This is a genomic window from Lacticaseibacillus absianus (assembly GCF_013407595.1).
Classification (GTDB): domain Bacteria; phylum Bacillota; class Bacilli; order Lactobacillales; family Lactobacillaceae; genus Lacticaseibacillus; species Lacticaseibacillus absianus.
Genome location: NZ_JABEKX010000001.1, coordinates 448,899 through 474,569, shown reverse-complemented (window position 1 = coordinate 474,569; position 25,671 = coordinate 448,899). Strand labels below are relative to the sequence as shown.

Here is a 25,671-nt window from a genome sequence, read left to right as displayed (position 1 = left end):
GTCCTCCTATTGATGCCGGCGGCGGCGCGCTGCCGTCCCGGCGAAAGTCATGACTAGCAACCCCAACACGACCAGCGCGATACTCATCGTTGCGCCTGTTTGCGGCAAGTTGCCAGTGCTCGTTGTGTCATCATCTTGTGTGGTGCTGCCTTGGTTACTGCTCGATGGGTCTTGGTGGTTGTACACGCGCGGGCGCCCCTTGACGATCGTCTCCGGCCGCACGACCCCGGAGATACATTCGTCCATGGCCTCGCCATTAACGAGTACGGGGTTGAAGTTGCCGTCGTCGTCCGTCCAGCTTGTCGGGATCTCGACTTTGACGCTCGTCTCAGTCAGATCGTTGATGTAGCCAGGCACCGAGCGTAACTCCTCGAAGTAGTAGGTCCCACTCGGCAGGAACCGCTCCCCGGTGTTGACCAACCCGTCTTTGTCCGAGATGAACTTGTTCACTTCGGTGTCGTTGAGCGGATCAGTCGAGGTCACCCAGCGGTTCTTCAAGTCGTTCTCCATCATACTGAGGTAGATCTTATTGCCGTTGTCGTCGTACTGGAACAAGGCGAAGATCGCACCTTGCAGCCGCACGTCGTCACCAGCCACGGTCTTCCCGAATTTGAAGAAGTACGGATCACGAATATACCCAACGTTCTTCGGGTAGAGGTGAATGTCCGTCAGCATCTCGCCTTCGTTGCGCGGATGCGCGACCGGCAAGGCGATCATCATCGGGCTGGAGTGCATGTTGATGTCGATGTTCAACAGCTTGTCCGGGTCGATCTCGGTTTCAAGGATCAGGTACGCCGCGGACTTGCCGTCGATACGCGACGGGACGGTCCCGCGCGCGATCCCGTCTTCGTTGTCGACCGTCCGGGTCACGACGTGGTCGATCTCCGTCAGGCCTTCGTCTTGCACGAATTTCATCGCCTCACGCCGCGTCATCTGGTTGAATTTCGCCACGAATTCCGTCGCGTTCTGGCCGCTGTCCTTAGCCGTCTGGAACAGATCAGTGGCGTCATAGACCCGGAAGTGGACGCCGTTCAGCCCGTATGAGCCGTCCAGCAACGCCTGTTCTTCGGGGATCAGATTGTTCGGGTCGATCACCAACCCGTCGTTTTGGTAGTAAAAATTGTCCCAGTCAACGCGCACATCACGGAACACGCGCTTGTGCAGCGTGATCGTGACTTCACCGTCGGCTGCTTGGGCTGGGCGGTTGCCGATGAACGGCAGCGCGCAGGCCAGCGCAGCGAAGAATAGCAAAAGTCGCTTCAGCATCCTAACGCACCTCCATTCCTGGGCGCCGCATCCATAGCCAGGCGCCACCTGCGATCATCATGATCGTCATCGCGATCGCCATCAGGCCTTGCAGGCCAGGCCCGCCGGTGACTGGCAGGATCGCCGGCGCCGGCCGGTTATAAGCCTTGAAGCTGATGGTGTTCAGGCCGGCGGTCGTCGTGGCGACGCTCCCCAGCTTGACCATGCCCGCTTCACCGGAGAAGTTCAGCGTCGCGGTCGTCGGGCCGGTGACGGTGATCTGGATCACTCCGGCCAGGTCATCGTAACCGTCTGGCGCGTGAGTCTCCTTCACGTAGTAGGTCTGGCCGACTTTGAGTCCATATGCAGTTTCCGCTTCGGTGACAAAGACGCCTAGGCCATTCTCTTCTGACGTCGCCGTGGCCACCGGTACAGCCGTGGGGTAAGCGCTTGGGTCCACTTCGTACAGCGCAAACTGGGCGCCTTTAAGCGGTGCGTTGTCTTCCAGATCCATCTTCTTCAGCTGCAGCTGGTAGTCTTTGAGGGTGTTGGCAACTTCCGGGAGCTTGACCTTGATCCGCGCGCCCTTCTTGTTGACCGTGACCGCAGCCGCTTGCCCTTTGATCGTGTACGTCACCTGGCCGTCTTCACCGATCTCAAGCGTGCCGATCTCGCCGAGCACGTCATAACCTTCTGGCCCAACGGTCTCGACCACCTGGTAAGTCCCCGGTTGCACGTCTGTCAGGGTCTGGACCCCGTTAGCATCATCGAATGTCTTGATGATCTTGCCGTCTTGTTGCAAGACGAACGTCGCACCACCGAGTGGCGCTTGACCATCGGTCTTGATCAGCTTGAGGTCGATCGGCTTGAGGGCGTTCTCGATCACATGCTCGTCGCCTTCAAGGCCTGTCACTGCGCCGTCAGCGCTGACACTGATCTGGATCGGGTCGATTTTTTGGAACCCATCCGGCGTGTCCGTTTCGTGTAGCCAGTAATCACCCGGTTCAACACCGGTGAATTGCAACGTCCCCTTATCGTCCTCATCTTCAGAAGACGTCACCGGTGCCCCGACCAGATCTTGCCCGTCTTTATCCCTGGCGAGCTGGAACGTCACGCCGCCAAGGGCGATATTGGTCTTAGCAATTTCTTTGGTCAGTGTGAAGTCGACTGTATCCGGTGCAGCCCGCAGTGATGGGACGGCAAAGTGTGCACGCTCCTTCTCAGCATCACCGCCGCCATTGACCAAATAGGTTGCCTCGTTGGCAGGATAGAACTTACTGTTGCGGTAGTCCGCCTTCAGAGACACCGAGTACTCGATCCGGATCCCCTCGTTCGTGCCAAGATCAACTTGACTCAGCGTGAAAGTCTGCGTTTTTGCGTCAAATTCTGGCTTAACGTGTGCGGTTGCCGCATCCGCATATCCATCCTCTGTCAACTTGAAGCTACTGATTTTGAAACTGTCGACATCAGTGCCGATCAGGTCGACGTACTGAGACAGCGGATCGACGATCGTTGCGTCCATGACCGTCTTGGTCACCTTTGCCGCCAACTTCTCAAACAGTCCCTTCAACTCGCCTGCGTCAGCGGTCTGCATATATCGATCTGGATCACCCGCGATATTGGTGAGCGTGTTGGCCGCGTACCAACTGGTGACCGCCCCTTCGTTACCCAATTTGTAGCCGACAGCATATGGGGTGATCCCCTGATCGGTCCAACTTCCCCCCTCATATTCAGCACGCAAGTAATGCACGTACCCAGTGGTCGCGATCATCGAATCCGAATTACCATACGCACCACCGCCCGAGCTCACAGCATTCGAATAATCCGTATAGTAACCATCACTCGCTGTGATCGCAGTAGCGCCCGAAGGTACCGTGCCAAAATTCTGCATCAGTAGGCCACCTGTATTGGGATACTTCGTCGCGCCATATGTTGGCGTATGCCAGCGATTGGCCCCACCGTCGCCAAAGAAGATCAGATACTTCGTCGCATCCTGACGCGCGGAGGTGGCAAATAGATCCGTCGCCGACTTTAACCCGAAAGTCATCCCAGTTGCACCACCTGGGGTAGCATTCAACGCGTCAGAGCCCCTGAGCGTCTCTTCATCATCGCTGAACTCAGTGACGACCGTATTGTGATTTTCTCGGAATGCAACCATCCCGATTCGAACGCTGATTTTTTCCTTGCGCTCCATCACCGTATCAATAAAAGCGTTCACGGCCTCAATCAACTGATCATTGTTACTTCCCGACATACTCGGCGACTTATCCATAACCAGCACGATATCAACTTCTGGCATCGGATTGTGTTCGTTCCCGATCGCCTCGAGCGTGATGTTGAACTTGTTCGGGTCGGTTTCATCAGCGGTCGCCCACTTACGCAATCCTGCACTATTGTAATCAAGGAACCCGTCCGCGAAGGTCTGGCCACCAGCTTTTTCCGACCAGATAAATGGCAATCTGGCCATCGCCCGCGCCTTGGATGCCTCGGGGTCCTCGGCATCCTCAGCTTTGGAGTAGTCATAGTTACGGACGTTACTTGAGGCTTCTCCCTCGTAATAGTGCTTCGGGTATTGGCCATCCGCACTCGCCAGATCGGTATAAACATACGGATCTGTTGCACTGAGCGGATACAATTCGGTTTCCTCTGTGTCGGTACTGATCCGTGGGGCGCGGATCTGTGCCTGTGTCACCCCTGCATTGGCAAGTTCTTCTGCCACATCCACCACCGGTTGCGCAGCCGACGTCTTCTCGTCGGTCGCGTCATCGGCCGCCGCCTCGACTTTAGGGGCCTCAGTCGTTGGCTTGTCAGCCGGGATCTCTGCAGTGAGCGTATGTGGTCCTGCTTCAGCTGTTGACAACTGGTCCGGATAGGTCATCAATTCAGTGGTTGCTGATATGGGTGCCTCTCCATCGTCTTCAGTGTCTTCCGCCGTTGCGACAACTTGTTCCTGTTCATCCAACTGCACCGTCACCCGGACTGTGGGGGTCGTTTTCGGGACGGTGACTTGCAGTTGGCCTTGGTTCTTGGCCGTGAAGTCCTTCTCCACGACCCAGTCATTGACCTTGAGCCAATCCTTGCCCGCCACTTGATCCGTGGCCTCACTCTTGAATTTAAGCCGGCCAGTCCGGCCGTCTGTGAGGTTTTTCGCATAAGTGATGGTCCAGTTGATCGCATCACCCTTCACCTCATAAGCAGTCTTGACTTGAACTTTGTCATTGCTGACGAGGGTCTGCTGCGTCGTGTCGACCGCTTGAACATGTCGCGGCCAACTGGTCCACAGCGTGACCAGATATGGGATCAGTAGCGCACAGAGCAGCGCTACTGACCATACTCTTTTTTTTGCCTTCAATTCGTCACCCAGCCTTTCCTATCCGTTAATCGTTACCATTAGTCAACAGTCCCACACTAAACGTAACAAGTTCGTGCGATCCGCCACAATCAGAACGCTCGTTATTACACAAAAAAATTTGTAAACGCTGTTCTGATATGCCCCGAAAGCACACAAATAGCGCGCCTCATAAGAGACGCGCCGTTATCTCAAAACTCGATCAGGCCAACGTGGTCAGTCGGTCGATCGCGGTCAGTTCCGCTTCGGAAAAGTCGAGGTTGGTGACGGCCGCCAGGTTGTCCTCGAGGTGCGCAACGCTTGTCGTGCCGATGATCACACTGGTCACGACCGGGTCGCGCAGCAGCCAGGCCAGCGCCATCTGCGCCAGGGTCTGCCCGCGCTGAGCGGCGAGGTCGTTCAACTGGTTCAAGCAGTGAACGACTGGGGCTTTGCCCTGCGCGAAGGTCGCCTGGTTGGTCGGGTGGATCTTGAAGGTCTCCGGGATCCCGTCCAAGTAGCGATCGGACAGCAGCCCTTCCGACAGCGGTCCGTAGGCGACCAGCCCTGCCCCGTTGCGCCGCAGGAGATCCAGCAAGTTGCTGGTCTCGACGTTGCGGTTGAACATGTTGTAGCTCATCTGGTTGGCCACGAACGGCGTCCCCAGTTGCTTGAACAGCGTGATCGCCTGCTGGGCCTGGGGCGTCTCGAAGTTCGAGACCCCAATGTAGAGGGCCTTGCCTGCGCGCACCACGTCGTCCAGCGCGCGCACGGTCTCGGCGACATCGACGGTCTCATCGAACCGGTGCGCGTAGAACAAGTCCACGTAATCCAGCTGCAGGCGGCGCAAGGAGCTATCGATGCCCTGCATCACCGCCTTGCGACTCGTGCCGGTCCCATACGGTCCGGGGTGGATCTCGTAGCCGACCTTCGTCGAGACCACGAGCTCGTCGCGGTACGGGCGAAGCTCGTTGCCGAGCACCTGGCCGAGCAACGCTTCGCTGGAGCCGAAGTCGCCGTCGCCATAGTGATTCGCGCAATCGAAGTGAAAAACGCCGCGGTCGAACGCCGCCAGGATCACGTCGCGCCGCGCAGCCAGTGGATCGCCGCTACCAAAGTGTTGCCACAGCCCCAGTGAGATCACCGGGAGCATCAATCCGCTCGTGCCGGCGTGGCGCACAGGCACATGGTCATATCGATCAGTTTTTGCGTCGTACATTAGACATCCCTCCATGAGACAACGGTAACACAAGCATCAGTCGAAGTATCGTTCCAAGAACTGGGCGAGGCCATCTTCCTTGTTGGACGCGGTCTCGTAGCGCGCGACCGCCTTGACCGCCGGCATCGCGTTGCCCATCGCCACGCTGATCCCCGCCGCCTGCAGCATCCCCAGATCATTCATCCCGTCACCGAACACGATGGTCCGCTCGGCTGGGATCCCGGTCCGGGCCTGGAGCTCGGCGATCGCCACCGCCTTATCGACACCGTTCGCGATCAGCTCCAGATTCGTGGGATCGCTGGCCGAGACGGCCAACGCGGGGGACTGCTTCAGCTCAGCCAGCGTGGCCGCCAACGCCACGGGGGCGTGGGGCGCGAACACGATCCCGTTATTGATCTGCGCCGCGTGCGCCGCAAGATCTGCGACCTGACACACCTGCACCGGCGACGTGGCCGGGGTGAACGCGGTCAGCATCGCCTGCACGGTCGCCACTGGCTCCCGGGTGTAGTAGACGGTGTCATCGCTGAAGTACAGCGCAGCCAAGTCGTTGGCCGCCACGGCCTGCTCGATCGCCGCGAGCCCCACCTCGCCGAGGCGATGGTGGACCCGTGCACCAGCAAAATCGTACACGGCGCCGTTCGCAGCGATAATCTCAGCGCGCGGGCCGACCTGCGTCGCCATCGAAGCCGCGAGGGCGTACATGCGGCCGGTCGCTAAGTAGAATTCATGGCCGGCGTCCATCAGCTGGTTGAGCACCCGGCTGGTCCGGGCCGTGATGTGCTGTTCATCATACGCCAGCGTGCCATCGACATCGCTGACGATCAAGTAGTTGTCCATAAGCATCCTCCTGCCGTTATTGTACCAGACGCCGGACCGGGATTCACCGGCGCCACCGTCAGCACACCCGCGCGGATCAAAAAAGCGGGGTCACCCCCGCCCACGTCGATCGCTCAGCGGCCCTGGACCACCCGCGCCAGCTGCTGGTCAAACCAGTCCGCCCAAGGCTCAGCCGGAATGCCTTGGTTGTTGAACGGCGTCTTCAGCGCCTTCAGGAGCGCGACGAGGTTGTCGTAGCGACTGGTGATCAACCCGGTCAGTTTCTCCTCGCTCGAGAAGTTGACATTGTCGACCAGCCACTGGTTGATGTCGGCGATGTGCCCACTACTATTGCGCTGGGCGAGGACGTCCAACCCCTCATGCGTGTACTTGTTCAAATAAAACTTGGCGAACCCACTCACCGCGGCGCGCTGGGCGTCGGGGGTCAGGTCGTCAATGGTCAATGCTGCTTCTGTCATGGTCGACAGCCACCCTTTCATCTTAAGTTCCTTACTAGGATAGGGCAAAACCCCCGGATTATGCAAGAAATGATATAGAAAGTAAATTATTGCGCAAAATGGCTTGATTTATCTAATCGCTTGTTATACCATGCAACCTATCAATCGGCTGGACCGGTTGATCATGCGAAAGGAAATGGTTCTGTTGAAGAAGGAAGACATCCACCTCGGCGATACGGTGACAGCAAAGGTGAAAGAGGACATGGAAGCGCCGTTCACCGGCACCGTCCAAAAAGTCTACGAAAATTCCGCGCTGCTCACCATCACAGACTACGCAGCCGGCGACCGCCAGAACGCCGCTGAGCTGAACTTTAAGATCGTGATCAACTTCAAGGCGATCACGAAAAACCTGGGCGGCGGGGTCATCGACCCCGAACCCGCCCCTGAAGAAGAAAATTGATCAAAAATGGCTTTTTCATCCCAAAAAGGACGAAAAAGCCATTTTTTTATTTGGCGGAATAATGTTGGCCCACCAGCCCGATGATCAGGCCGACGACCGCCGGCACGCTCCAGCCCAGCCCGTAAGCGAATCCCGGCAGCCACGCGCCGAGCTGCAAGAGCTGCGCGATCCAGCCGGTGTGGGCCGCCGGCGGCAAGGCGTTGAGCCCATCCAGCAGGGCCGGCAGCGCGGTGAAGGCCGTGACCGTGCCGAAGAGCCACTTGGACTCCCCCAGCACCGGTGACAGCAACCCCAGCAGGATCAACGTGATCGCCAAGGGGTAGATCGCCACCAGCACCGGCGTCGACACGGCGAGCAGTCGGTCCAGCCCGACGTTGGCAAAGATCAGCGGTACGACTGTCGCTACGGCGATCAGCAGCGGATACGGCAGCTTGGGGAACAGTGTCTTGAAGGTGTCCCCGAACGCCGTGATCAATCCGATCGCCGTCTTGAGGCAGGCTAGGATCACGATCACCGCCAGTAAGGCGTTCCCCAGCGGTCCGAAGTAGGCGTGGGCGACGTTAGCGAGGATCGGGCCGCCGTTAGCTGCCCGGGGGAACGCCCCCAAGGCGTTGCGGCCCAGCAGAGCCAGCAAGGCGTAAAGCACCGCCATCATCCCGACCGATAACGCCCCGGCCCGAATGGTATCCTTGGCGATCGCCGCTGGTGCCGTCACGCCAAGCTCACGCAGCGCGTCGACGACGATGATCCCGAAGGCCAAAGCCGCCAGCGCATCCATCGTCGAGTAGCCGGCGGTGAACCCGGTCAGCAGCGGCTGGGTCTGGTACGCGCCCGCAGCCGCCTGACCTGACCCCAGCGGGTGCACCACAACGGCGATCAGCAGCACGCCGAGGCTGATCAAGAACGCTGGCGTCAGCACCTTTCCGACGGTGGTCATGATCTTGCTCGGCTTGCGCGCCAGCCACCAAGCGACCGCAAAGAACGCGATCGAATAAGCCAAAAGCCCCACCGTGCCGTGCGCGCGCGGGACGAAGGGCGTCAAGCCGACCTCATAGGAGATCGACGCCAACCGCGGCAGGGCGAAGGCCGGGCCGATGCACAGGTACAGGAGCACGGTGAAGCCATAGGCATACGGTCGGCTGACTTTTTGGGCCAAGCCGAAGACCCCGGCAGACTTGGTCAGGCCGATCGCCGCGACCCCGAGCAACGGCAAGCCGACCCCGGAGACGAGGAAGCCGATCAAGGCCGGCCACAACTGGACGCCGGCTTCTTGGCCGACAAAGACGGGGAAGATCAGGTTGCCGGCCCCGAAAAACAGGCCGAACAGCATCGCGCCGATAAAAAACAGCTCGCGTCTCGTCAGTCGGTGATCCATCTCAGGCCTCCTTGCCGGTGTTGACGTAGGTCAGATCGTCGAAGTCGGTGACCGTGAACGTCTGCCCGTCGAAGCGGACCCGCGTCACGCTGGCGTTGTGCAGCATGTCCTGGCCGCGCGTGTCGAAGCCGAGACGACGCAGCCACATCAACACGACCGTGCCGTGCGTCACCACCAGGAGCCGCCCCGCCTGGTCACCGGCGAGCTGCCGGAGCGCCGCGTCGAAGCGCTGGGTGACCATCGCGTTGTCCTCCGCCCGGTTCGGGGTCTGGTCCGCGTTGGCCGCGCGGGTCGCGTCGGCGATCTGCGCTAGGCTGATCTGGTGCGTGCGCAGCGCCGCCGCAAAGTCCGGCAGACCGAACAGGGTTTGGGCAAAGTCGTTGGTCAACTGCCCTTCGAAGCGGCCGTAGTTTTCCTCACGCAGGCCCGCGTCGAGCGTCAGGGGCAGATCTGCCTGCCCGGCGTTGACCAAGACGTGCCGCGCCGTGTCCAGCGCGCGGCTGAGGTCTGAGCTGTACGCCGCGTCAAAGCGGACCCCCGCTTGCCCGAGCCCACGACCAAGTGCGGTGGCCTCCGCCACGCCTTGCGCCGTCAGCGCGGAATTCGCCATTCCCTGCACCCGGTCTTCAACATTGAACACGGTCTGGCCGTGCCGTACGATCCACAGTTCTGTCACGAGTCGCTCCTTTGCTATAGCGCCAAGGCGGTCGCCAGGTAATTGGCGACGCCGTCTTGGTCATTCGTCGTCGGGGTCACCGCGTCGGCCGCGGCCAAGATCGCCGGGCGGGCGTTGGCCATCGCCACGCCGACGCCGGCGTATTCGATCATGTCTAAGTCGTTCATGTCGTCGCCAAACGCGATGATGTCGGCTTGATCGATGCCATACGCCCCAGCCACATAGGCCAGCCCCCGCGACTTCGACGCGTTGCCGGTCGTCACCTCTAGCGCGGTGTGCTCGCCGCTCCAAGCCCCCCAGGTCTTCCCCACTAGTTGCGGGTACTGGGTGTGGATTGCGGCGCTCAGCGGGGCCAACGTCGGCTCATCGATGAACATCGTCACCGAGATCGGCGCCCGGTCCAAGCCGGCCTCATCGAACAGCGTCGCTGGGGCCGGCATGTCCGGCAAAAACGGGACTCCGGTGTACCCGTGGTCGGCGAGCAGCATCCGCTTGCCTTCCGCGACCATCACCCGCACCGGGTAATCCGCCTTGAAGCGCCGCAGCCCCAGTGCGACCGGCACGGGGATCGTCACCGCGCGCTCCGCCGCCCAGGCCTGGTGCGGCTTGTGGATCAGCGCCCCGTTGAAGTTGATCAGCGGGCTCGTCAGGCCAAGCTGGTCGTAGAACGGCTCGGAGATCCCGTCCGGCCGGCCGGTGGCGATCACCACAAGGTGCCCCGCCGCCGTCGCCGCTTGCAGCACCTGCACCGTGGTGGCGCTGAGCTGCCCATCATCGTTCAGCGTCGTGCCGTCGAGGTCCAACGCGATCAATTTTTGCTTCATTTCCGTCCCTCCGTTCACTCTTCCGGTTATCTTACCAGACATCGTCCGTTTGCCCAAATTCGTGATTCACCGTACAATATAGGACGTTCACGAAAGGACGATGCACATGACTGAGATCCACCTCTATACCGACGGCGGCAACCGCAATACCGGCAACGTCGCCGGCGGGTCGGTCCGCCCCACTGACAAAAGCGCGTGGGCCGCACTCCTGCTGTACGGTGACCACCAGAAGATGCTAAGCGGCGGCGAGCTCGGGCGCACGAACAACTACATGGAGATCATGGCGGTGATCCAGGGCCTGTCGGCGATCAAGCGCACCGACATCCCGGTCACCGTGTTCTCCGACTCTGCCTACGTGATCAACACGATGCAGCAGAAGTGGTACGTCAAGTGGCGCCAGAACCACTGGGTCAAGGGGGGCCAGCCGGTCAAAAACGCAGCGCTCTGGCAGCAGCTGCTCGCCCAGGTCGACCGCTTCGACCAGCTCACGTTCCAGAAGGTCAAAGGCCACGCGACAAACAAGCATAACAATGAAGTCGATGCCGCGCTGAACCGCACCATGGATCAGCTGTGACGCCCGTAGCGGGACGTCACACGGGACCAGCGTGACGACGCGCCATCGGTGCCGGTCTGTCAGGTGGCACTGCACCCGCGTCCCCGCGCTGCGCGCACGACAGGCTGCCGCTTAATCGAACAGGCACCGCTCGCCGTACTCGGCCTGCAAGTAGGCTTGGATCACCGTCAGCATGTGCGCGACTGACGGTGATTTTTGCGTCGTCGGGTTCATCACCAGACACAAGGTGCGGGCGAAGGGTTCGGAGAACGGGAAGACGTTGACCGCACCGGTCAGCTTCTGCAGCGCCAGCTCGGGCAGCACGCCCCAGCCAAGGCCCGCCTCGACCATCGACAGGATCGACTGGTCGTCGATCGAATACGACAACGAGTTCGTCGACACGTTATAGCGATCCAGCGCCGCCTTGGTGTCGCGGTCGTAGTCGCCGCGCTGCAGGATGAAGGTCTTGTCCGCCATGTCGGCGTCGGTCATGTCGTGTCCGTTGTGCGGGTGATCGCTGGTCGCCGTCAGGCAGAAGATCGGGTCCTTGACCAGGGGCAGCACGACCAGTGACCGATCGGCCGGCAGCAGGGAAAAACCGATGTCGATCGCACCAGTCCGCACCTGCGCCACGATCTCATTGAAGCTGCCTTGCATCACAGAGACATCGATCTCGGGGTAGCGGCGCTTGAAGTTCAGGATGATCGGCGGCAGCCAGTTCGTCGACACGGACGAGAAGGCGCCGAGCCGCACCCGCCCGGTGTTGAGCCCATTAATGTTGTCAGCGATCTGCGTCAGCTGCTCTTCCAGGTTGAGGATCGACTGCACCGTCGGCAGGATCTTCGCCCCGTCTGGCGTCAGTTCGACGCCGGTGCGGTTGCGAATGAACAGCGGGAACCCGAGGTCCGTCTCCAACTGCGCGATGCTGTGGCTGACGGCGCTGGGCGTGACATTCAGGCGGCTGGCCGCCTGAATGAAGGTGCCCTGTTCGACCACCGCCCGAAAGACTTCATAGCTAAAATTACTCATCGCGACCTCCAAAGGTGAATTAATTTCAACTTCGTATGAACAAGTTGAGCTTTACCTCATCTTAGGCGGGCCCTATCCTAAAGTCAACGATAAAAACGAACGGAGTGGGGTCAGATGAAATTTGCAGCACGGTTAGCCGCGTATCAGAACAACGGGATGGATGCTTTGTTTGCAGGCAACGATCCAGACTTGATCGCCTTTGCCGGGGGGTATCCAGATCCCGCCTTGTTCCCACAAGCCGAGCTCGGCGCGGCGCTGGCGGCCAACACGACGGCGACGACCCTGCAGTACAGCACCCCCGCTGGCGCCGCCGCCTTGCGCCAGCAACTCGCGGTCCGGATGCAGCGCGATGGCATCCCCGGCACCGCCGAAGACGTGATGCTGACCCAAGGCGCGCAGCAAGGCATCGACCTGGTCGCCCGCCTGCTGCTGGATCCCGGTGACGGCCTGGTCGTCGAAGGCCCGACTTACATCGGCGCACTGTCCGCATTCGACAGCTACCAGCCGCACTACTACGAGGTGCCGATGGAAGCCGACGGGATGGACCTGCACGCCTTGCAGCGCGTGTTGCGCAAGCACCAGGTCAAGCTGATCTACACCGTGCCGGACTTCCACAACCCCACCGGGGCCGTGATGTCGCTGGCCAAGCGCAAGGCGCTGGTCGCCTTGGCGAACCGCTACGACTGCGTGATCCTCGAAGACGCGCCGTACCGCGAACTGCGGTACAGCGGCGTGCAGCTGCCGCCCCTGCGGCATTTTGACACCGAAGGGCGCGTGATCTTCCTCTCGAGCTTCAGCAAGATCCTCGCCCCAAGCCTGCGCCTGGGCTGGGTGAACGCCGATCCTGCGCTCCTGGCGCCGCTGCTAGCGCTCAAAGGCGGCGCGGACCTCGAGACCAGCAGCGTGGTCACCCACGCGGTCGCGAGTTACCTGCAGCACAGCGACCTCGATGCCCACATCGCGCACTTGCGCCAGGTCTACGCGGCCAAAATGGCCCGGATGCGCGCGGCCCTGGCCCCGCTTCTACCGGCTGGCGCCACCCTGACGCAGCCGGCCGGCGGCTTTTTCCTCTGGCTGACCGTGCCTGGCGTCGACCTGACCGCCTTGGTGCGCGACGTCCTGCTGCCGCAGGCGCATGTGTCGATCGTGCCGGGGGCAACACTGAGCCCGATGGGGCACTACCGCGACAGTGCGCGCCTGAGCTTCACCGGCGTCACGTCGGCGCAGATCGACGCCGGTTGTGCAGCCCTCGGCCGCGTCTTGGCGCAGGTGGGTGGCGCTGCGCAGGTGCAACGGCTATAATCACGGTATCAATGATGAAGAAGTGATTAGAATGGAATTAGACCTCTCGACCCTGCAGGCAGACTTTCTCCGCTATGTTCAGATCAACACACGCTCGGATGAGCGCCATGCCGACCGCGTGCCGTCGACGCCCGGCCAGACCGAGCTCGCCTCGGCGCTGGTCGCCCAGCTGACCGCGATGGCCCTGGTGGATGTCCGCCTCGATCCCGCCAACGGCTATGTCACCGCCACGCTGCCAGCCACGACCGACGCGCCAGCGCCCAGCATTGGCTGGATCGCCCACTTGGACACCGCCGATTACCCGGCCGACCAGGTGCGGCCACAGCTGCACCCCAATTACACCGGCGAGCCGATCGTGTTCGCCAACGGCCTACGCCTCGACACCACGGCGTTCCCCGCCTTGCGCCAGTACTTCGGCCAGACCCTGATCACCGGCGACGGGACCACGCTGCTGGGTGTTGACGATAAGGCGGGCATCGCCGCCGCCATCGCTGCCGTCCGCTACTTACAGGCGCATCCGGCAGTCGCCCACGGCGAGATCAAGCTCGCGTTCGGGCCCGACGAAGAGATCGGGGCCGGCGCCGACCGGTTCGACGCCAAGGGATTCGCCACCGACTGGGCCTACACCCTGGATAACGGTGACCTCGGCCAGATCGAGTACGAGACCTTCAACGCGGCGCAGGCGGTCGTGACCGTCACCAGGACCTCGGTCCACCCCGGTGAAGCCAAGGATCTGATGGTCAATGCGATCACGTTGGCCGAGCAGCTCGACGCTGCCCTGCCGCGCTTCGAGCGACCCGAGTACACCGCGGGGCGGGAAGGGTTCTACCTGCTGCATGACTTCAGCGGGACGATCCAGACCGCGACCCTGACGTATATCATCCGCGCGTTCGATCGCGCCGAGTTCGACGCGCGCAAGGCCGCGTTCGCGAAAGTCATCGATACCCTCAACGCTGCAGGCGATACCCCACGCTACGCGGTGACGATGAAGGACCAATACTACAACATGGCTGACATCATCGACCGAGACCGCACGCCCCTCACCCTGGCGGAGCGCGCGATCGAAGCCGCCGGGCTGACGCCGCACTACCTGCCCTTTCGCGGTGGCACGGACGGCTCGAAGATCACCTACCTTGGCATCCCGACGCCGAACCTGTTCAACGGCGGGATCAACTTCCACGGCCCCTATGAGTGCGTCTCGACCGAGGCGATGGGCAAGTTGGCAGAGACCCTCGTACACCTTGCACAACTCGCGGTGAACTGACGCCGCGCTTTGACCCCAAAAAAGCTCGTGAACACGGCTAACGCTGCGTCCACGAGCTTTTTTGGGCGGTCAAGCCTGGCCCAGGCGCGCCTGCCGCTGCGCCCACCAGTTGATCGCCCCGGCGACCAGCATCAGCGCGAGCGACAGGCCCATGATCTGGTGCAAGCCACCGTGCAGGATCGCCCGCATCTGCGGCAGCAGGTGCTGCGGTAAGGCGCTGCGGCTGGCCGCATCGGACAGCTTGTTCATCATCGCCATCGTGATGTGGTCCTTAGCGTGCGCGATGCCCCGCGCCAGCGCGCGGTTCATCAGCAGACCGAAGATCGCCGTGGTGAACGTCTGGCTGAGCATCCGAATAAGAAACGAGAAGCTCGTCGCCACCGGCACATCCGCCGGCGCAGCGTCTTGTTGCACTTTGACCTGCAACTCATTGAAGCAAGCCCCGTTGCCGAAGCCCTCGAAGGCCCCGGCGACCAACAGCAGCCAGTACGGCGCGTGCACCCCTGCGCCGACCATCAGCACGAAGGCAATGATCAAGGTGATGATCCCCAGCCCGACCACCTGGTGGGGCGAGAAGCGCCGGCGCAGCTCAGGCACCGCTTCAGAACCGAAAAAATCCGTGATCGAGCTCGGGATCTGCGTCGCCCCGCCGATCAGCGCCGTAGTGCCGATCAACCCCTGCGCCCACATTGGACTGTAGGTCAAGAAGCCGACGAAGGCGCCCCAGATCAGGGTGAACAAGGCAAAATCCACGACCAGCGCCCGGTCGTGAAACAGCCGGCCGGGGATGATCGGGTCGCTGGCCCGCCGCTCGACGTGCACCAAGCCGCCGAAGGCCCCTAGCGCGACGACCAGACAACCGGCCACCGCCAGCGCACTGGCGGTCCCGATCAGCTCGATCCCACCCAGCAGGCTGATCAACCCGAGCACCATCAAGCCAGCGCCCAGCGTGTCCGTCGGGCCACTCGGCCGTGGCCGCCGTGGCTGGCGGTAAAAAACCTGGACCAGCACCGCCGACAGCAGCCCGATCGGGACATTCAAGTAGAATACCCAGTGCCACGACAGCGTATCGACGATCGCTCCACCGACGAGTGGGCCGATGATCGTCGCCGCGCTGTAGCTGGCGCTGACGAAGCCGAGCACCTGCATGCGCTGACGCGGCCGCGCGTAGAGGTCAGCATAGATAATGTACGGGAGTGACACCATGCCGCCGTTGCCGAGGCCGGCCAGACCGCGGGCGAGGATCAGCGTCAACATGTTCGGTGCGAGCCCCTGCAGAAGCGATCCGACCACGAAGAACACCGCGGCGAGCTGGTAGCTGGCCTTGTTGCCGATGCGCTCGCCGAGTTTGCTCCACAGCAGCGTCGACACCGCGGTCCCCAGCAGGAACACCGCGACGATCCACGCCATCCACCGCAGGCCGTGCAGATCGGCGATGATCGCCGGCAAGGCGGTGTTGACGATGGTGGCATCGAGGCCGCTCATTGCGTTGGATAGCAGTAAGGCAAGGGTGACGATCGTGATCTGACGCTTAGACAACAGGAAGCCCTTCTTTCAAGTGTGCGTCTTCCATTCAACACCTAATCGTCACGCGGCGCAAGGTCATAAGAACTTGCTGGCCTCGCGGACCGCCAGCCGGCTGAGGGCGTGCGTCGCTAGGAAGGCGCGCACCCAGGCGGGGTCCGTCTTGCTGTATTGGCGCAGCGCCCACCCGATCGCTTTTTGGATGAAGAATTCATCCGTCTCGGCGTCGGCGACGATCGCCGTCGTCAGCAGGTGCCGGTCTGTGTTCCCCTTCTCCATCAGCTGCAGGGTGATCGCCACGCGGCGCAGCCAAAAGTCCGGCTGACCGGCAAACTGGGCGAACACGTCGCGCTTACGCAATGGGTGTGCCCGGATGTACTCGCCGTACACCGCCCGCCAGCCGTCGACGGTATCCCACCACGGCCGTACCGTGATCAGTGGGACCAATGATCGTAGCTCCGGCCAGCTCAGCCGCCGAACGACGCTGCTCGCCAGGTCGTACGCGACGTACTGGTACTCCCGCTCGGTGCGGGCAGACAAGGCGCGCACCCAGTCCAGCACCTCAGACACCGGTGCCGTGCGGGCCGCCAGCAGCAACGGCTTGCTCTGCTGACGGCGGGCCACCGTCTGTACGCCGACGAACGGGAACTGACCCTTCATATACTGGGCCATCGGGATCACCTTGCCGGGCTCACCATGTAATTCGAATTGCATCTCGTCTACCTCCTGATCGTTATGTCTCATCATACCAGACGGGCTTGGCGGCGTGTGTGCGGGCGTGCTACACTGGCGGCAAGGAGGGATCACCATGTCACACGCCGCGCAACTGCTTCAACTTGAACAAGGGTTCACGACCTGGGTGCTGTACTTTTTTGCCTACGGGTTCGTCGGCTGGCTCTGGGAAAGTGCCTATGTCAGCGTCCAAAAACGCCGGTGGGTCAACTCCGGCTTCCTCACCGGCCCGGTGATCCCCGTCTACGGCTTCTCGATGACCGCAGTCCTCACCCTGTTGGCGCCGTGGCGGGATAACCTGCTTGCGCTGTACCTCGGCTCGGCGCTGGTGATCACCGTGATCGAATACGTGACGTCCTGGCTGATGGAGCGGCTGTTTCACGCGCGCTGGTGGGATTACAGCAACGTGCCACTGAACCTCAACGGGCGCGTCGCCCTGCCGATCTCCGCCTTCTGGGGGCTGGGCGTCGTCGCGTTGATCAAGTGGTTGCACCCCCTGGTCGCCCAGGTCGTCGGCCACATTGACACGACCTACGGGATGTTTGCCGCCTTCGCCTTGATCGCCGGCTTGATGTTCGACTTCGGCTTCACCCTGGCCAACTTGCTGGCATTCGGTGCCGCGACCAAGCGGATCGGCGACACGATCGAGGCGACCAAGCAGGAGCTGCGGGCCAAGGCAGCGGCAACCGGGGCCAAGCTCGAGCAGGAGTACCCGTGGCTCGACCAGTACCGCACGAGCGCGGCGCGCCGAGAGAAGCTGCCGCGCCTGAGCTACGTCCAGCGCCGGTTGCTCCGCAGCTTTCCCCACCTGCACCTGAATGACACGCGCACCAGCGCCGCCGAGATCGCCGCACTGGCCGATCTGCTGCGGAAGCGGCGCAAGCACGACGCCGACCAATGACCGATCGGACCCAAAAACGGGACCAGCCACAGCGCTGATCCCGTTTTTGGGGTGTTGCGTCAGCCCAGCGGCAACTCGGCGAAGACCGCCGAATCGTTATTGGGCAGGATGTGGGCGATCGCGACCCGGTCGATCCGGGCCCGGCCAGCCAGCGCCGACCAATCGAGGCTGGCCGCCAGCACCGGGGCCGGCAAAGTCGAGCGTCAGTGGGGTGCCGCCAGCGGATCATGCTGCGCCCGCACCGCCGTGATCGCCGGTGCACTCGTCAGCGCGGGAAATAGCAGCACCGAGCGCCTCACAGGCTGATCTCAGTGAAGTGCACCGCGCTGTGAGCGGCCGGGCCGGTCACGATGGTCTGGTGCGCGACCACCGACGTCAGGCCTTCGACCCCCGCGGCGGTATTGCTGTTCGGAAAGATCAGGTGATCGGCCGCACTGGCAATGTCCAGCCGCAGCCGGTGTCCGGCGGCCAGTTGGTACGCCGTTTTTTGCGTCTGCAGGTGGTAGTGCTCGACCTGCCCCGGCGTCAGCAGGCTCGGGTGCGCCAACCCGGCGCGGAAGCGCGCGTTCATCACCTGATCGGCGATGCTCAGGCTCTCACCGCTCGGGGTCACGTCGGTCAGGCGCACCACCCAATCGGTGTTGACCGCGCTGGAGGCCGCGTCGAACTCGACGTCGAACCAACCGGCGATCACTAGCGGCGCCGCCAACGGCGTCGAGGTGAAGCTGACCACATCTGGCCGTGCTTCGACCGCCGCGTAATCGTTGGGGTACTCGAACTCGTTGGCGCTGACGTCCAGCAGCTGCGGGGTCGGGTCGCTCGGATCATAGTCGAACTGCAAGCTGGCGGCCTGTTGTGGCTGGCTCGGCGTCAGGGCCGCAGTCGTCGCATCGAGGTGCCAGGTCCGCGGGGTCCCCGACGGCGGGAAGGTGGCGGCCGTCATCCAGCGGTCGGCGTGGACCACGTAGTACTCGACGGTCGGCCCCTGCTCGACGCCGTTATCGAACCCGTTGAGCCAGTGGTCGAACCACTGCTGATGGATCAAGTCGAGGTCGAAGCGCAGGGCGTGCGGGCCGAGGTGGATCGGGCCGAGATCGTACTGGGCATTGCCGCCATGCAGCCAGGGGCCGAGGATCACGCGTTGGCGCCCCGCCGGGTAGCCCGCGGTGGCTTGCAGTGCATCGGTGGTGCCGATGCCGTCGTCATCGTACCAGCCGCTTTGGATCAACACCGGCACTGTCATCCCGGTAACACGGGTCGGCCAGTCCATCGCCTGATGCCAGGCGTCATAATCCTGATGCGCCGTGATCTGCGAGTACCCCGGGATCTCGTGGCCAAGCCCCGCGACCGGGATATCGCGCAACGGCCGGACTTTTAGCAGCTCATCCCAATCGGTGCGCTGCATCTTGGCCGGGTCAAAATACCGCTCGTCCGTCGCGAACAGCCACGAGGCCACCGCCGACAGCGGGGCTCCGTTGCGGTAAAACATGTCATCGAACGGCCCGCCTGAGGTGACCTGGCTGATCATCGCCGTCAGGTGCGGGCTGCGACTAGCCGCCGCGGCCCATTGCACCCCACCGGAGTACGACCCCCCGAACATCCCGACCTTGCCGCTGCTCCAAGGCTGGGCGGCGATCCACGCCAGCGCATCTGCGCCATCGGCCTCTTCGTGCACCATCGGCTGCCACACCCCGTCGGAGTCGTTGCGCCCGCGCACGTCTTGGATCACCACCGCAAAGCCGCGCTGGGCAAAATGCGTCAATCCCTGCGCGTACAGTTGGCGCCCGTACGGCGTGCGCATGAACACCGTGCCCACCGGGCCCGGCGTCGCCGGTAGCTGAACGGTCGTCGCCAGCTCGACCCCGTCAGTCATCGGCACGCGCGCTTCTTGCGGGGCCGGCAACGGAGCCGGCGTCTGCAGTAACAACCCGGCTTGCTGCCAGTGGCGCAAGCTCGACAGCGCCACATGGGCCGGCTGGATCACGACGCTAGTCAGCGAATTGCTCGTCGTCTCGCATCCGACCACGCGCCCGGCGGCCACGATCAGGTTCACCGCCGGCCGTGCGGCCCGCTGCTGCCAACAGTGCGGGTCGTCGGTCGCAACGTACCGTTGGCCATGGGCGGTGATCACGCCGTCAACGGCCGGGGGCAGCGGCTGGTCCGCCCAGTCGGCGAACCAGCGTGCCAAATCAAAGTGAGCCCAGCTTGCCCAGAAGCGCCAGTCGGCATCGGTCAGCGGCCGCCCGTTGACGGCTGTGTGCGCCGCCTCAACGGTGAACGTCGCCTCGCGGATCCCGCTTTGGTAGAACTCAAAGGTCGTCATGGAACGCCTCCTCATCCACCGTCAGCCCCAACCCGGGGGCGTCACTGAGGATCATCTGCTCGCCCACCTGAGTGAAGCCACCGCTCAGCCACGGTGTCTCTTCCAACAATAAGACGGCGTCTAGGTCGCAGTGGCGCACGTTGGCGTGGGCCGCGGCAAAATGCACCGCCGCCGTGATCCCGATGCGGCTCTCGGCCATGCAGCCGATCATGCAGGGGCGCCCCGCTGCTTCTGCGACCCGGTTGATCCCCTCAGCCCCGTACAACCCGGCCGACTTCATCAGCTTGATGTTGATCGCATCGCATTCGCCCGCGGCCACCGCCGCTGCGGCGTCCGCGGGGCTGTGGACCTGCTCATCCAGCATCAGCGTCTGGCTGATCTGCGGCCGGATCAGCTGGTTCCCGACGTGGTCAGCGGCCGGCAACGGCTGCTCGATGATCGTCAGGTTCGGCGCATCGAAGCGGTTCATGAAGCGGATCGTCTGCTTCGGGGTCCACCCCTGATTCGCGTCCAGCTTGAGCGACACCGTTGAGGGCACGGCGGCCAGGATCCCGGTGACGACCGCGACGTCGTGTGCCTCATCCACGCCTGTCTTGATCTTCAACTGCGTGAACCCTTCGGCAACACGCTGCTCGGCCTCGGCCACCATCACGTCGACGGCGTTGAGCATCACCGTGATGTCTGTCGTCACCCGGTCGGTGTTGCCGCCCAGCAGCCGGTAGAGCGGGAGCTGGGCCTGTTTGCCCAACAGATCGTATAGCGCCAGATCGATCCCGGCCTTCAACGCCGTGTGTCCGATCAAGGCAGCGTCCATCAAGCGGTGCGCCCGTTCGATCGCCAGCGGGTCCTGCCCGACTAGTACCGGGGCCAACACCGCCAAGGCGGCGCGCTCAGTGGCGCAAGTCTCGCCGGTGACTTGCTCGACGGGATTGGCCTCCCCGTAACCGACCAATCCGGTGTCCGTCTCGACCCGTACGAGCAGGCTAGGGATGGTGGAAAACGTGGCAAAGGTGACCGTGGCGGGCTGGCGCAACTGAAGGGTCATCTGGTGAGCCGTAACTGTGGTGATCTGCAAAGCGATCCCTCCGATCCTGAAAGTCAAATTTAACTCAGCTTACAAGACTGTGGCATAATGTCAAGCAATTTGATGAGACGTTCATGAGAACGTCACAAACTCCGGCTGATCGACGCCCTTTTTGCCCCCCAACCACGCCCCTATCACGCGGACAGCGCCCATCACGAGACGACAAGGGGCTGTGCCATAACCTCTGGTGGCACGACTATTCCAGAACGTTACGTGCCATAACGCAACGCCCTAGCCGTATAAGAGCGATCCCCTGCAAAACCTAAGTTCGGGTTTTTCAGGGGATCGCTCTTATACTCTGGGCTAAAACCGCGTTATGGCACAGCCCCTTGTAAGCGTCAAGTCAGTGGTCACGGACGCGCTGTCGAAACGGCCACAGGCGGCGCAGCCCCACCTGCATCGTCAGCAGGGCCAAAACGATCAGTGAGCCGCCGATCAGCAGGCTCGCCGTGAACGGCTCGAAGCCGAGCACGACGGAGAACAGCGTCCCGAACATCGACTCGGTCATCAGGATCAGCCCCGCCGGCGTGGGGTCGGTGAACCGCTGGCCGACCAGCTGCAGCGTCTGGGCGCCAAACGATGAGACCACCCCGAGGATGATCACCGGTGGCAGCCCGGCGGACCAGTCGATCGCCGCGTACGCGCCGCGCTCGAACAGCAGTGACCACAGCGCGCCGAACACGCCCTGCGTCACGCCCAGCATGAAGGCGAGCGTCCACGGCGGCGTGCCGTCTGCCATCCCGAAGTAGACGATCTGGCCGGCGTAGAACACCGCCGAGACGATGGTCAGCGCGTCCCCGATGTGCAAGGCGAACCCCTGAGTGAAGACGTTGGTCAAAAAGCCCATCCCGACCATACAAATCAGGATCGCCAAGAAGCTCTTGCGCTCTGGGCGTTGGTGGAACACCAACCACACGATGAACGGCACCAAGACCACGTATGTCGCGGTCAAAAAGGCGTTGTTCGCCGGGGTCGTGTAGCTCAGCCCCAGTGTCTGCAACTGATAGCCGAGAAAGTTGATCCCACCCGCGATCAGTCCGACGCGCAGGTCCTGTCGCGTCATCCGGTTGATCGTACGGTGAAAGAACGCGTAGGCGAGCCCCGCGTAGATCAGTCCACGCAGCGCGTTGATCGCCCCCGCCGGCAGCCCGGCGTTCGTCGCCTGTTTCGACCAGATATACCCGGCGCCCCAGATCACCGCCGCCAGCATCAGCAGCGTATTGGCCTTGGTCTTGGATAGTTGCATGTGTTGCCCTCCCCGAACGATCTGATGACTAATGTACCACAAACTCACCTGATCCGGGCAAAAAGGGACCGTACCAAAATCAACGCCCGAGGGAGACGCCTGACGAGTCCAGAACAGGCCGCGCCAAAACAGTGCGCCCCTCTGTCGCCCCTAAGTTCGGGTCTGACAGAGGGGCGCACGTATCCGCTGGGCTAACAACCGCTTGGTGGCGCAGCCTCTAACGCTTGTCAGTCTTCGTCAAGCGGCGGGAGCGGCTTGCTCGGGAGCGCTGCGATCACGATGATCACGATCGAGTCGCTCAGGCTGATCATGCTTCTCAGCCCGATCCAAGTCGCCGGCAGGAGGTTCACCGTCCACGCCAGTACTAACAGCGCGATGTACCAGCCCCAGTGCACGCCGGCGTCTCGGAACCGCCGGACCCCCAGCGCTGTTGACGGCGCTAGCAGGGCCAGCCAGAGGACGCCGGCAACGATCATCAGCGGCACCGAGCCGCCGAACACGAGGTCCCACGGCGACATCCCCTGGATCTCAGCCGCCGAATACCGCTGTGTCAGCATCGCGACCCGGCTGAACATCTGCACGAACCAGACCGCCCCAATGATGAAGCCGGTGATCACCGCAAATAGGGTGAACCACCAATACTCCCGGCGAGTACTGCGCCCCTTGAAATTCACATAATTCCCGAAAAATGCCGTGACCGCGCTGAAACCGCCTGCCCCATAGTAGCGATTACCAGCCTGCCGCGCTGTTTGATCCGCTGTCTTCATCCCCACGCCTCCTTCTAGTGTTGGCGTGATAATACCGCATCTCGCCCGCTAAGGCAAGTCAGCGACTCAGCCGCCCGCCTGCCCGCCCGCGCATGCCAAGGCGGCTCGTCGTCGTGCGCGCCGCAACCTGACGGCAGCGTCGATCGGTTAGACGCGCGTGCCGGCCTTCGCGACTTGCGTCGGGTACGCCTGCTTGAACGCCCGCCACTCGACCATCGGCACCGTCAGCAGTTGCTGATCGGTCAGGTCGGCGACCGGGACGGTTTTCATCTGCGTCGAATACAGCGCCCAGAAGCTCACGATCGCCACCACGCCAAGGCCCCACCACCAGCTGTGCCAGATGGTCAGGGCAATGAAGACCAGCGTCATCACGCTGGTGCCAATAAACAGTCGTTGGGTGCGTGGCGTCGCCTGTTGGGCGTAGCGGTGCGTTGGGTCAAGTTGCATGTTGGGGCCCTCCTTTGGTCGGTACGTGATTGTGTCGCCATTATACCGTTCTCAACGCCCGAGTGCGGGTCAGTTTTTCCGTTTTTGGGGCGTTCGGTTGGCCCGAGTGCTCTGCTTAGGTTCCGCCGGCGACCTGTGGTAAGCTGGACTAAATTCACGGAGGCGAATTTATGCGATCGTTTCGTTATGTCTATCACCTGCTACGCGAGTTTGGCGCGCGCTGGGGGAGCTACCTGCTCCTGGTCGGCGCGGTCTCGCTCCTGACCTCGGGCGTCATCCTGCCGCTGCTGCGCTGGATCACAGCAGCGCTCCTGCAACGCGCACACATCCCCTACCTCGGCGTGGATAACGTGCTGGCGGTCCTCACCCAGCACCCGTTCGCCAGTCTCGGCTTGCTCGGGCTACTAGTGCTTATTTTGTTACTCGTCTACCTTCAGTTCGCGCTGTTGCTGGGCGGGATCGACAATATCCGCCGCCGCACCGGCCTCAGACTTCGCACGATCGTCATGGAAGGCATTCGCGATCTGCGACACCTTTCGCTGGCGAGCTTCGGCTTCTTCGCCCTGTACCTGCTTTTGATCGTGCCGTTTGCCGGGATCGTGATCCACTCGGACTTACTGAGCAAGGTGATGATCCCGACATTTGTCGTCGATTGGATCGCGACGAAACCTTGGCTGGCCGTCCTCTTGCTCGCTTTTTACCTCGTCGTGACGGTGCTGGGCATCCGGTGGATCCACGTGCTGCCGAACACGATCCTGCACGATCAGCCCCTCATGGTCGCGGCCCGGCACTCCTGGCAAGCGACGCGCCACCATGTCTGGCAGTACCTCTGGCGCGTGACACTGCTGACCGTGCTGATGGCGGTGCTCAGCTACGCGTGGACTAGCGGCCTGATCGCGCTGCAGACTACCTTGGATCAGACCCGCGTGGCCTTCCCAGCAGCGGTCACCACACTGACCTTGCTCTTGGCGGGGCAAGAGTTGCTCGCCGGCATGGGCAGCGTCTTGTTCCTCTTGTTCCTCGTCGCCCCCGAGTCGCCGACGGCCGATCGCGTCCCCAGCACGCTGCGTCCCCGGCATCACTGGCTCCGCCGGGCTCTGGTCTTAGGCGTCGGCGGCCTCATCGTGGCGATCATGGCCGCGTTCGGCGCGGTCTATATGCGGGGCGCCTTGACAGAACAGCCTCTGACGATCTCGCACCGCGGGGTCGACGCCGGTAACGGCGTGCAGAACACCCTGCCGGCGCTGCGCAAAACCGCGGCTGAACGGCCCGATTACGTCGAGATGGATCTGCACGAGACCAAAGACGGCCAGTTCATCGTGCTCCACGACGAGGACCTGCGCGCCTTGGCCGGGATCGACCGCACCCCGCACTCACTGACCCTGGCGCAACTGACCCAGATCACAGTGCGTGAGAACGGGCACCACGCAAAGCTCGCGAGCTTCGATGACTATCTCGCGACCGCCGAGGCCCTGGATCAGAAGCTGATCGTTGAGCTCAAAACGACAAGCGCCGACAGTCCCCAGATGCTGGCCCATTTTATCCAGCGCTACGCCCAACGCCTGATCGCGCACGGTGACCGCGTGCACTCGTTGAACTATCCACTGATGGTCCAGCTCCACCGCCGAGTCCCCGCGCTGTACGTCAGCTTCATCATGCCGTACAGCCTGGTCGCCCCGCAGACTGACCTGAGCGCCTACACCGTCGAGTACTCCACACTCGATACCAGCCTCGTTGACGCGGTTCACGCGCGCCATCAAGGCGTGTGGGCGTGGACCGTCAACGACCGCGACGCGATGGCCGCGATGGTCTTCGCCGACGTTGACGGGATCATCACCGACGACCTCAGCACCCTGAAGCAGGTGCTCGCGGCGCAGTCTGATCACCCCAGCTACGCCCAGCGCCTGCGCATCTTCGCCCAGACCTTGAGTGGCTTAGGCGAACCGGTCGTCAGCAACTGATCGAGCACACAGCAAAAAGCCACCGCGAACGCGTGAAATCGTTCGCGGTGGTTTTGGTGCGCCGATCGGGCCGCTGGTTGCCCTGTCGGTGACGGGGTTGATGGGCGCCGGTCCTGGCAATATCGGTCTCCCTCTGA

The 25,671-nt window shown here is 62.5% G+C and carries 23 protein-coding genes; 6 read left to right on the top strand and 17 right to left on the bottom strand.

Translation table 11 applies throughout. The features are described 5' to 3' along the window. Positions 1-6 precede the first annotated feature (6 nt). The 5 genes from HII33_RS01825 to HII33_RS01805 all read right to left on the bottom strand — a co-directional run bounded on the left by HII33_RS01825 (position 7) and on the right by HII33_RS01805 (position 7,087). Positions 7-1,266, bottom strand: a complete 1,260-nt coding sequence (locus tag HII33_RS01825) for a pilin N-terminal domain-containing protein (protein WP_179394091.1) — start codon at positions 1,264-1,266, stop codon at positions 7-9. A gap of 1 nt (position 1,267) precedes the next feature. Further along, the gene (locus HII33_RS01820) at positions 1,268-4,597 is read right to left on the bottom strand and encodes a SpaA isopeptide-forming pilin-related protein (RefSeq protein ID WP_179394090.1); all 3,330 of its coding nucleotides are present in this window, start codon (positions 4,595-4,597) and stop codon (positions 1,268-1,270) included. Positions 4,598-4,796: 199 nt separating this feature from the next. Further along, on the bottom strand, positions 4,797-5,792 hold the full coding sequence (locus HII33_RS01815) for an aldo/keto reductase (RefSeq protein WP_179394089.1): 996 nt from the start codon (positions 5,790-5,792) through the stop codon (positions 4,797-4,799). Between the two features lie 36 nt (positions 5,793-5,828). Continuing rightward, positions 5,829-6,629: an HAD family hydrolase gene (locus tag HII33_RS01810; RefSeq protein WP_179394088.1), complete on the bottom strand. Its 801-nt coding sequence runs from the start codon at positions 6,627-6,629 to the stop codon at positions 5,829-5,831. Between the two features lie 113 nt (positions 6,630-6,742). Next, on the bottom strand, positions 6,743-7,087 hold the full coding sequence (locus HII33_RS01805) for a hypothetical protein (RefSeq protein WP_179394087.1): 345 nt from the start codon (positions 7,085-7,087) through the stop codon (positions 6,743-6,745). Between the two features lie 184 nt (positions 7,088-7,271). Here HII33_RS01805 and HII33_RS01800 point away from each other — a divergent pair, with 184 nt between their 5' ends. Beyond that, the gene (locus HII33_RS01800; protein WP_179394682.1) at positions 7,272-7,526 is read left to right on the top strand and encodes a DUF2187 domain-containing protein; all 255 of its coding nucleotides are present in this window, start codon (positions 7,272-7,274) and stop codon (positions 7,524-7,526) included. A 46-nt stretch (positions 7,527-7,572) separates the two neighbouring features. On the opposite strand, the gene brnQ is transcribed toward HII33_RS01800, so the two are convergent. The 3 genes from brnQ to HII33_RS01785 are packed head-to-tail and all read right to left on the bottom strand — an operon-like array spanning position 7,573 to position 10,401. After that, the gene (gene brnQ / locus HII33_RS01795) at positions 7,573-8,901 is read right to left on the bottom strand and encodes a branched-chain amino acid transport system II carrier protein (RefSeq protein WP_179394086.1); all 1,329 of its coding nucleotides are present in this window, start codon (positions 8,899-8,901) and stop codon (positions 7,573-7,575) included. Position 8,902: 1 nt separating this feature from the next. Continuing rightward, complete coding sequence (locus HII33_RS01790) at positions 8,903-9,577, bottom strand: histidine phosphatase family protein (protein ID WP_179394085.1); 675 nt, start codon at positions 9,575-9,577, stop codon at positions 8,903-8,905. A gap of 14 nt (positions 9,578-9,591) precedes the next feature. Beyond that, positions 9,592-10,401, bottom strand: coding sequence for a Cof-type HAD-IIB family hydrolase (locus HII33_RS01785; RefSeq protein ID WP_179394084.1), 810 nt, complete (start codon positions 10,399-10,401; stop codon positions 9,592-9,594). 106 nt (positions 10,402-10,507) lie between these two features. Between HII33_RS01785 and HII33_RS01780 the strand changes: the two genes are divergently transcribed. Beyond that, positions 10,508-10,975, top strand: coding sequence for a ribonuclease H family protein (locus HII33_RS01780; protein ID WP_179394083.1), 468 nt, complete (start codon positions 10,508-10,510; stop codon positions 10,973-10,975). Positions 10,976-11,086: 111 nt separating this feature from the next. On the opposite strand, the gene HII33_RS01775 is transcribed toward HII33_RS01780, so the two are convergent. Next, entirely contained in the window at positions 11,087-11,983 is an 897-nt protein-coding gene (locus HII33_RS01775; protein ID WP_179394082.1) for a LysR family transcriptional regulator, read from the bottom strand. 114 nt (positions 11,984-12,097) lie between these two features. On the opposite strand from HII33_RS01775, the gene HII33_RS01770 reads away from it, so the two are divergent. Both HII33_RS01770 and pepT read left to right on the top strand, forming a co-directional pair. Next, complete coding sequence (locus HII33_RS01770; RefSeq protein ID WP_179394081.1) at positions 12,098-13,285, top strand: aminotransferase-like domain-containing protein; 1,188 nt, start codon at positions 12,098-12,100, stop codon at positions 13,283-13,285. Between the two features lie 31 nt (positions 13,286-13,316). After that, positions 13,317-14,549, top strand: a complete 1,233-nt coding sequence (gene pepT / locus HII33_RS01765; RefSeq protein WP_218841887.1) for a peptidase T — start codon at positions 13,317-13,319, stop codon at positions 14,547-14,549. Positions 14,550-14,618: 69 nt separating this feature from the next. Here the strand turns inward: pepT and HII33_RS01760 are convergent, their stop codons facing one another. Further along, positions 14,619-16,088, bottom strand: a complete 1,470-nt coding sequence (locus HII33_RS01760) for an MFS transporter (RefSeq protein WP_179394080.1) — start codon at positions 16,086-16,088, stop codon at positions 14,619-14,621. A gap of 63 nt (positions 16,089-16,151) precedes the next feature. Continuing rightward, positions 16,152-16,787: a DNA alkylation repair protein gene (locus HII33_RS01755; protein WP_246287251.1), complete on the bottom strand. Its 636-nt coding sequence runs from the start codon at positions 16,785-16,787 to the stop codon at positions 16,152-16,154. A gap of 94 nt (positions 16,788-16,881) precedes the next feature. Here HII33_RS01755 and HII33_RS01750 point away from each other — a divergent pair, with 94 nt between their 5' ends. Then, a complete protein-coding gene (locus HII33_RS01750; protein WP_179394079.1) occupies positions 16,882-17,706 on the top strand; it encodes a putative ABC transporter permease in 825 nt (274 codons plus the stop codon). Between the two features lie 59 nt (positions 17,707-17,765). Here the strand turns inward: HII33_RS01750 and HII33_RS13870 are convergent, their stop codons facing one another. From HII33_RS13870 to HII33_RS01725, 6 genes are all read right to left on the bottom strand, one after another. Further along, positions 17,766-17,900 carry a hypothetical protein gene (locus tag HII33_RS13870; protein ID WP_281362191.1) on the bottom strand — a complete coding sequence of 45 codons (135 nt, stop codon included), beginning with the start codon at positions 17,898-17,900 and terminating at the stop codon, positions 17,766-17,768. Positions 17,901-18,001: 101 nt separating this feature from the next. Then, positions 18,002-20,029: a CocE/NonD family hydrolase gene (locus HII33_RS01745; protein WP_179394078.1), complete on the bottom strand. Its 2,028-nt coding sequence runs from the start codon at positions 20,027-20,029 to the stop codon at positions 18,002-18,004. Beyond that, positions 20,016-21,104 carry a mandelate racemase/muconate lactonizing enzyme family protein gene (locus HII33_RS01740; RefSeq protein ID WP_179394077.1) on the bottom strand — a complete coding sequence of 363 codons (1,089 nt, stop codon included), beginning with the start codon at positions 21,102-21,104 and terminating at the stop codon, positions 20,016-20,018. The genes HII33_RS01745 and HII33_RS01740 overlap by 14 nt, the downstream gene beginning before the upstream one ends. Before the next feature lie 352 nt (positions 21,105-21,456). After that, a complete protein-coding gene (locus tag HII33_RS01735) occupies positions 21,457-22,359 on the bottom strand; it encodes a DMT family transporter (protein WP_179394076.1) in 903 nt (300 codons plus the stop codon). A 227-nt stretch (positions 22,360-22,586) separates the two neighbouring features. Continuing rightward, positions 22,587-23,126, bottom strand: coding sequence for a DUF805 domain-containing protein (locus HII33_RS01730; RefSeq protein WP_179394075.1), 540 nt, complete (start codon positions 23,124-23,126; stop codon positions 22,587-22,589). Positions 23,127-23,273: 147 nt separating this feature from the next. Further along, positions 23,274-23,573: a hypothetical protein gene (locus HII33_RS01725; RefSeq protein WP_179394074.1), complete on the bottom strand. Its 300-nt coding sequence runs from the start codon at positions 23,571-23,573 to the stop codon at positions 23,274-23,276. A gap of 170 nt (positions 23,574-23,743) precedes the next feature. Here HII33_RS01725 and HII33_RS01720 point away from each other — a divergent pair, with 170 nt between their 5' ends. Further along, positions 23,744-25,534, top strand: coding sequence for a glycerophosphoryl diester phosphodiesterase membrane domain-containing protein (locus HII33_RS01720; protein WP_179394073.1), 1,791 nt, complete (start codon positions 23,744-23,746; stop codon positions 25,532-25,534). The last annotated feature ends 137 nt before the right edge of the window (positions 25,535-25,671 follow it).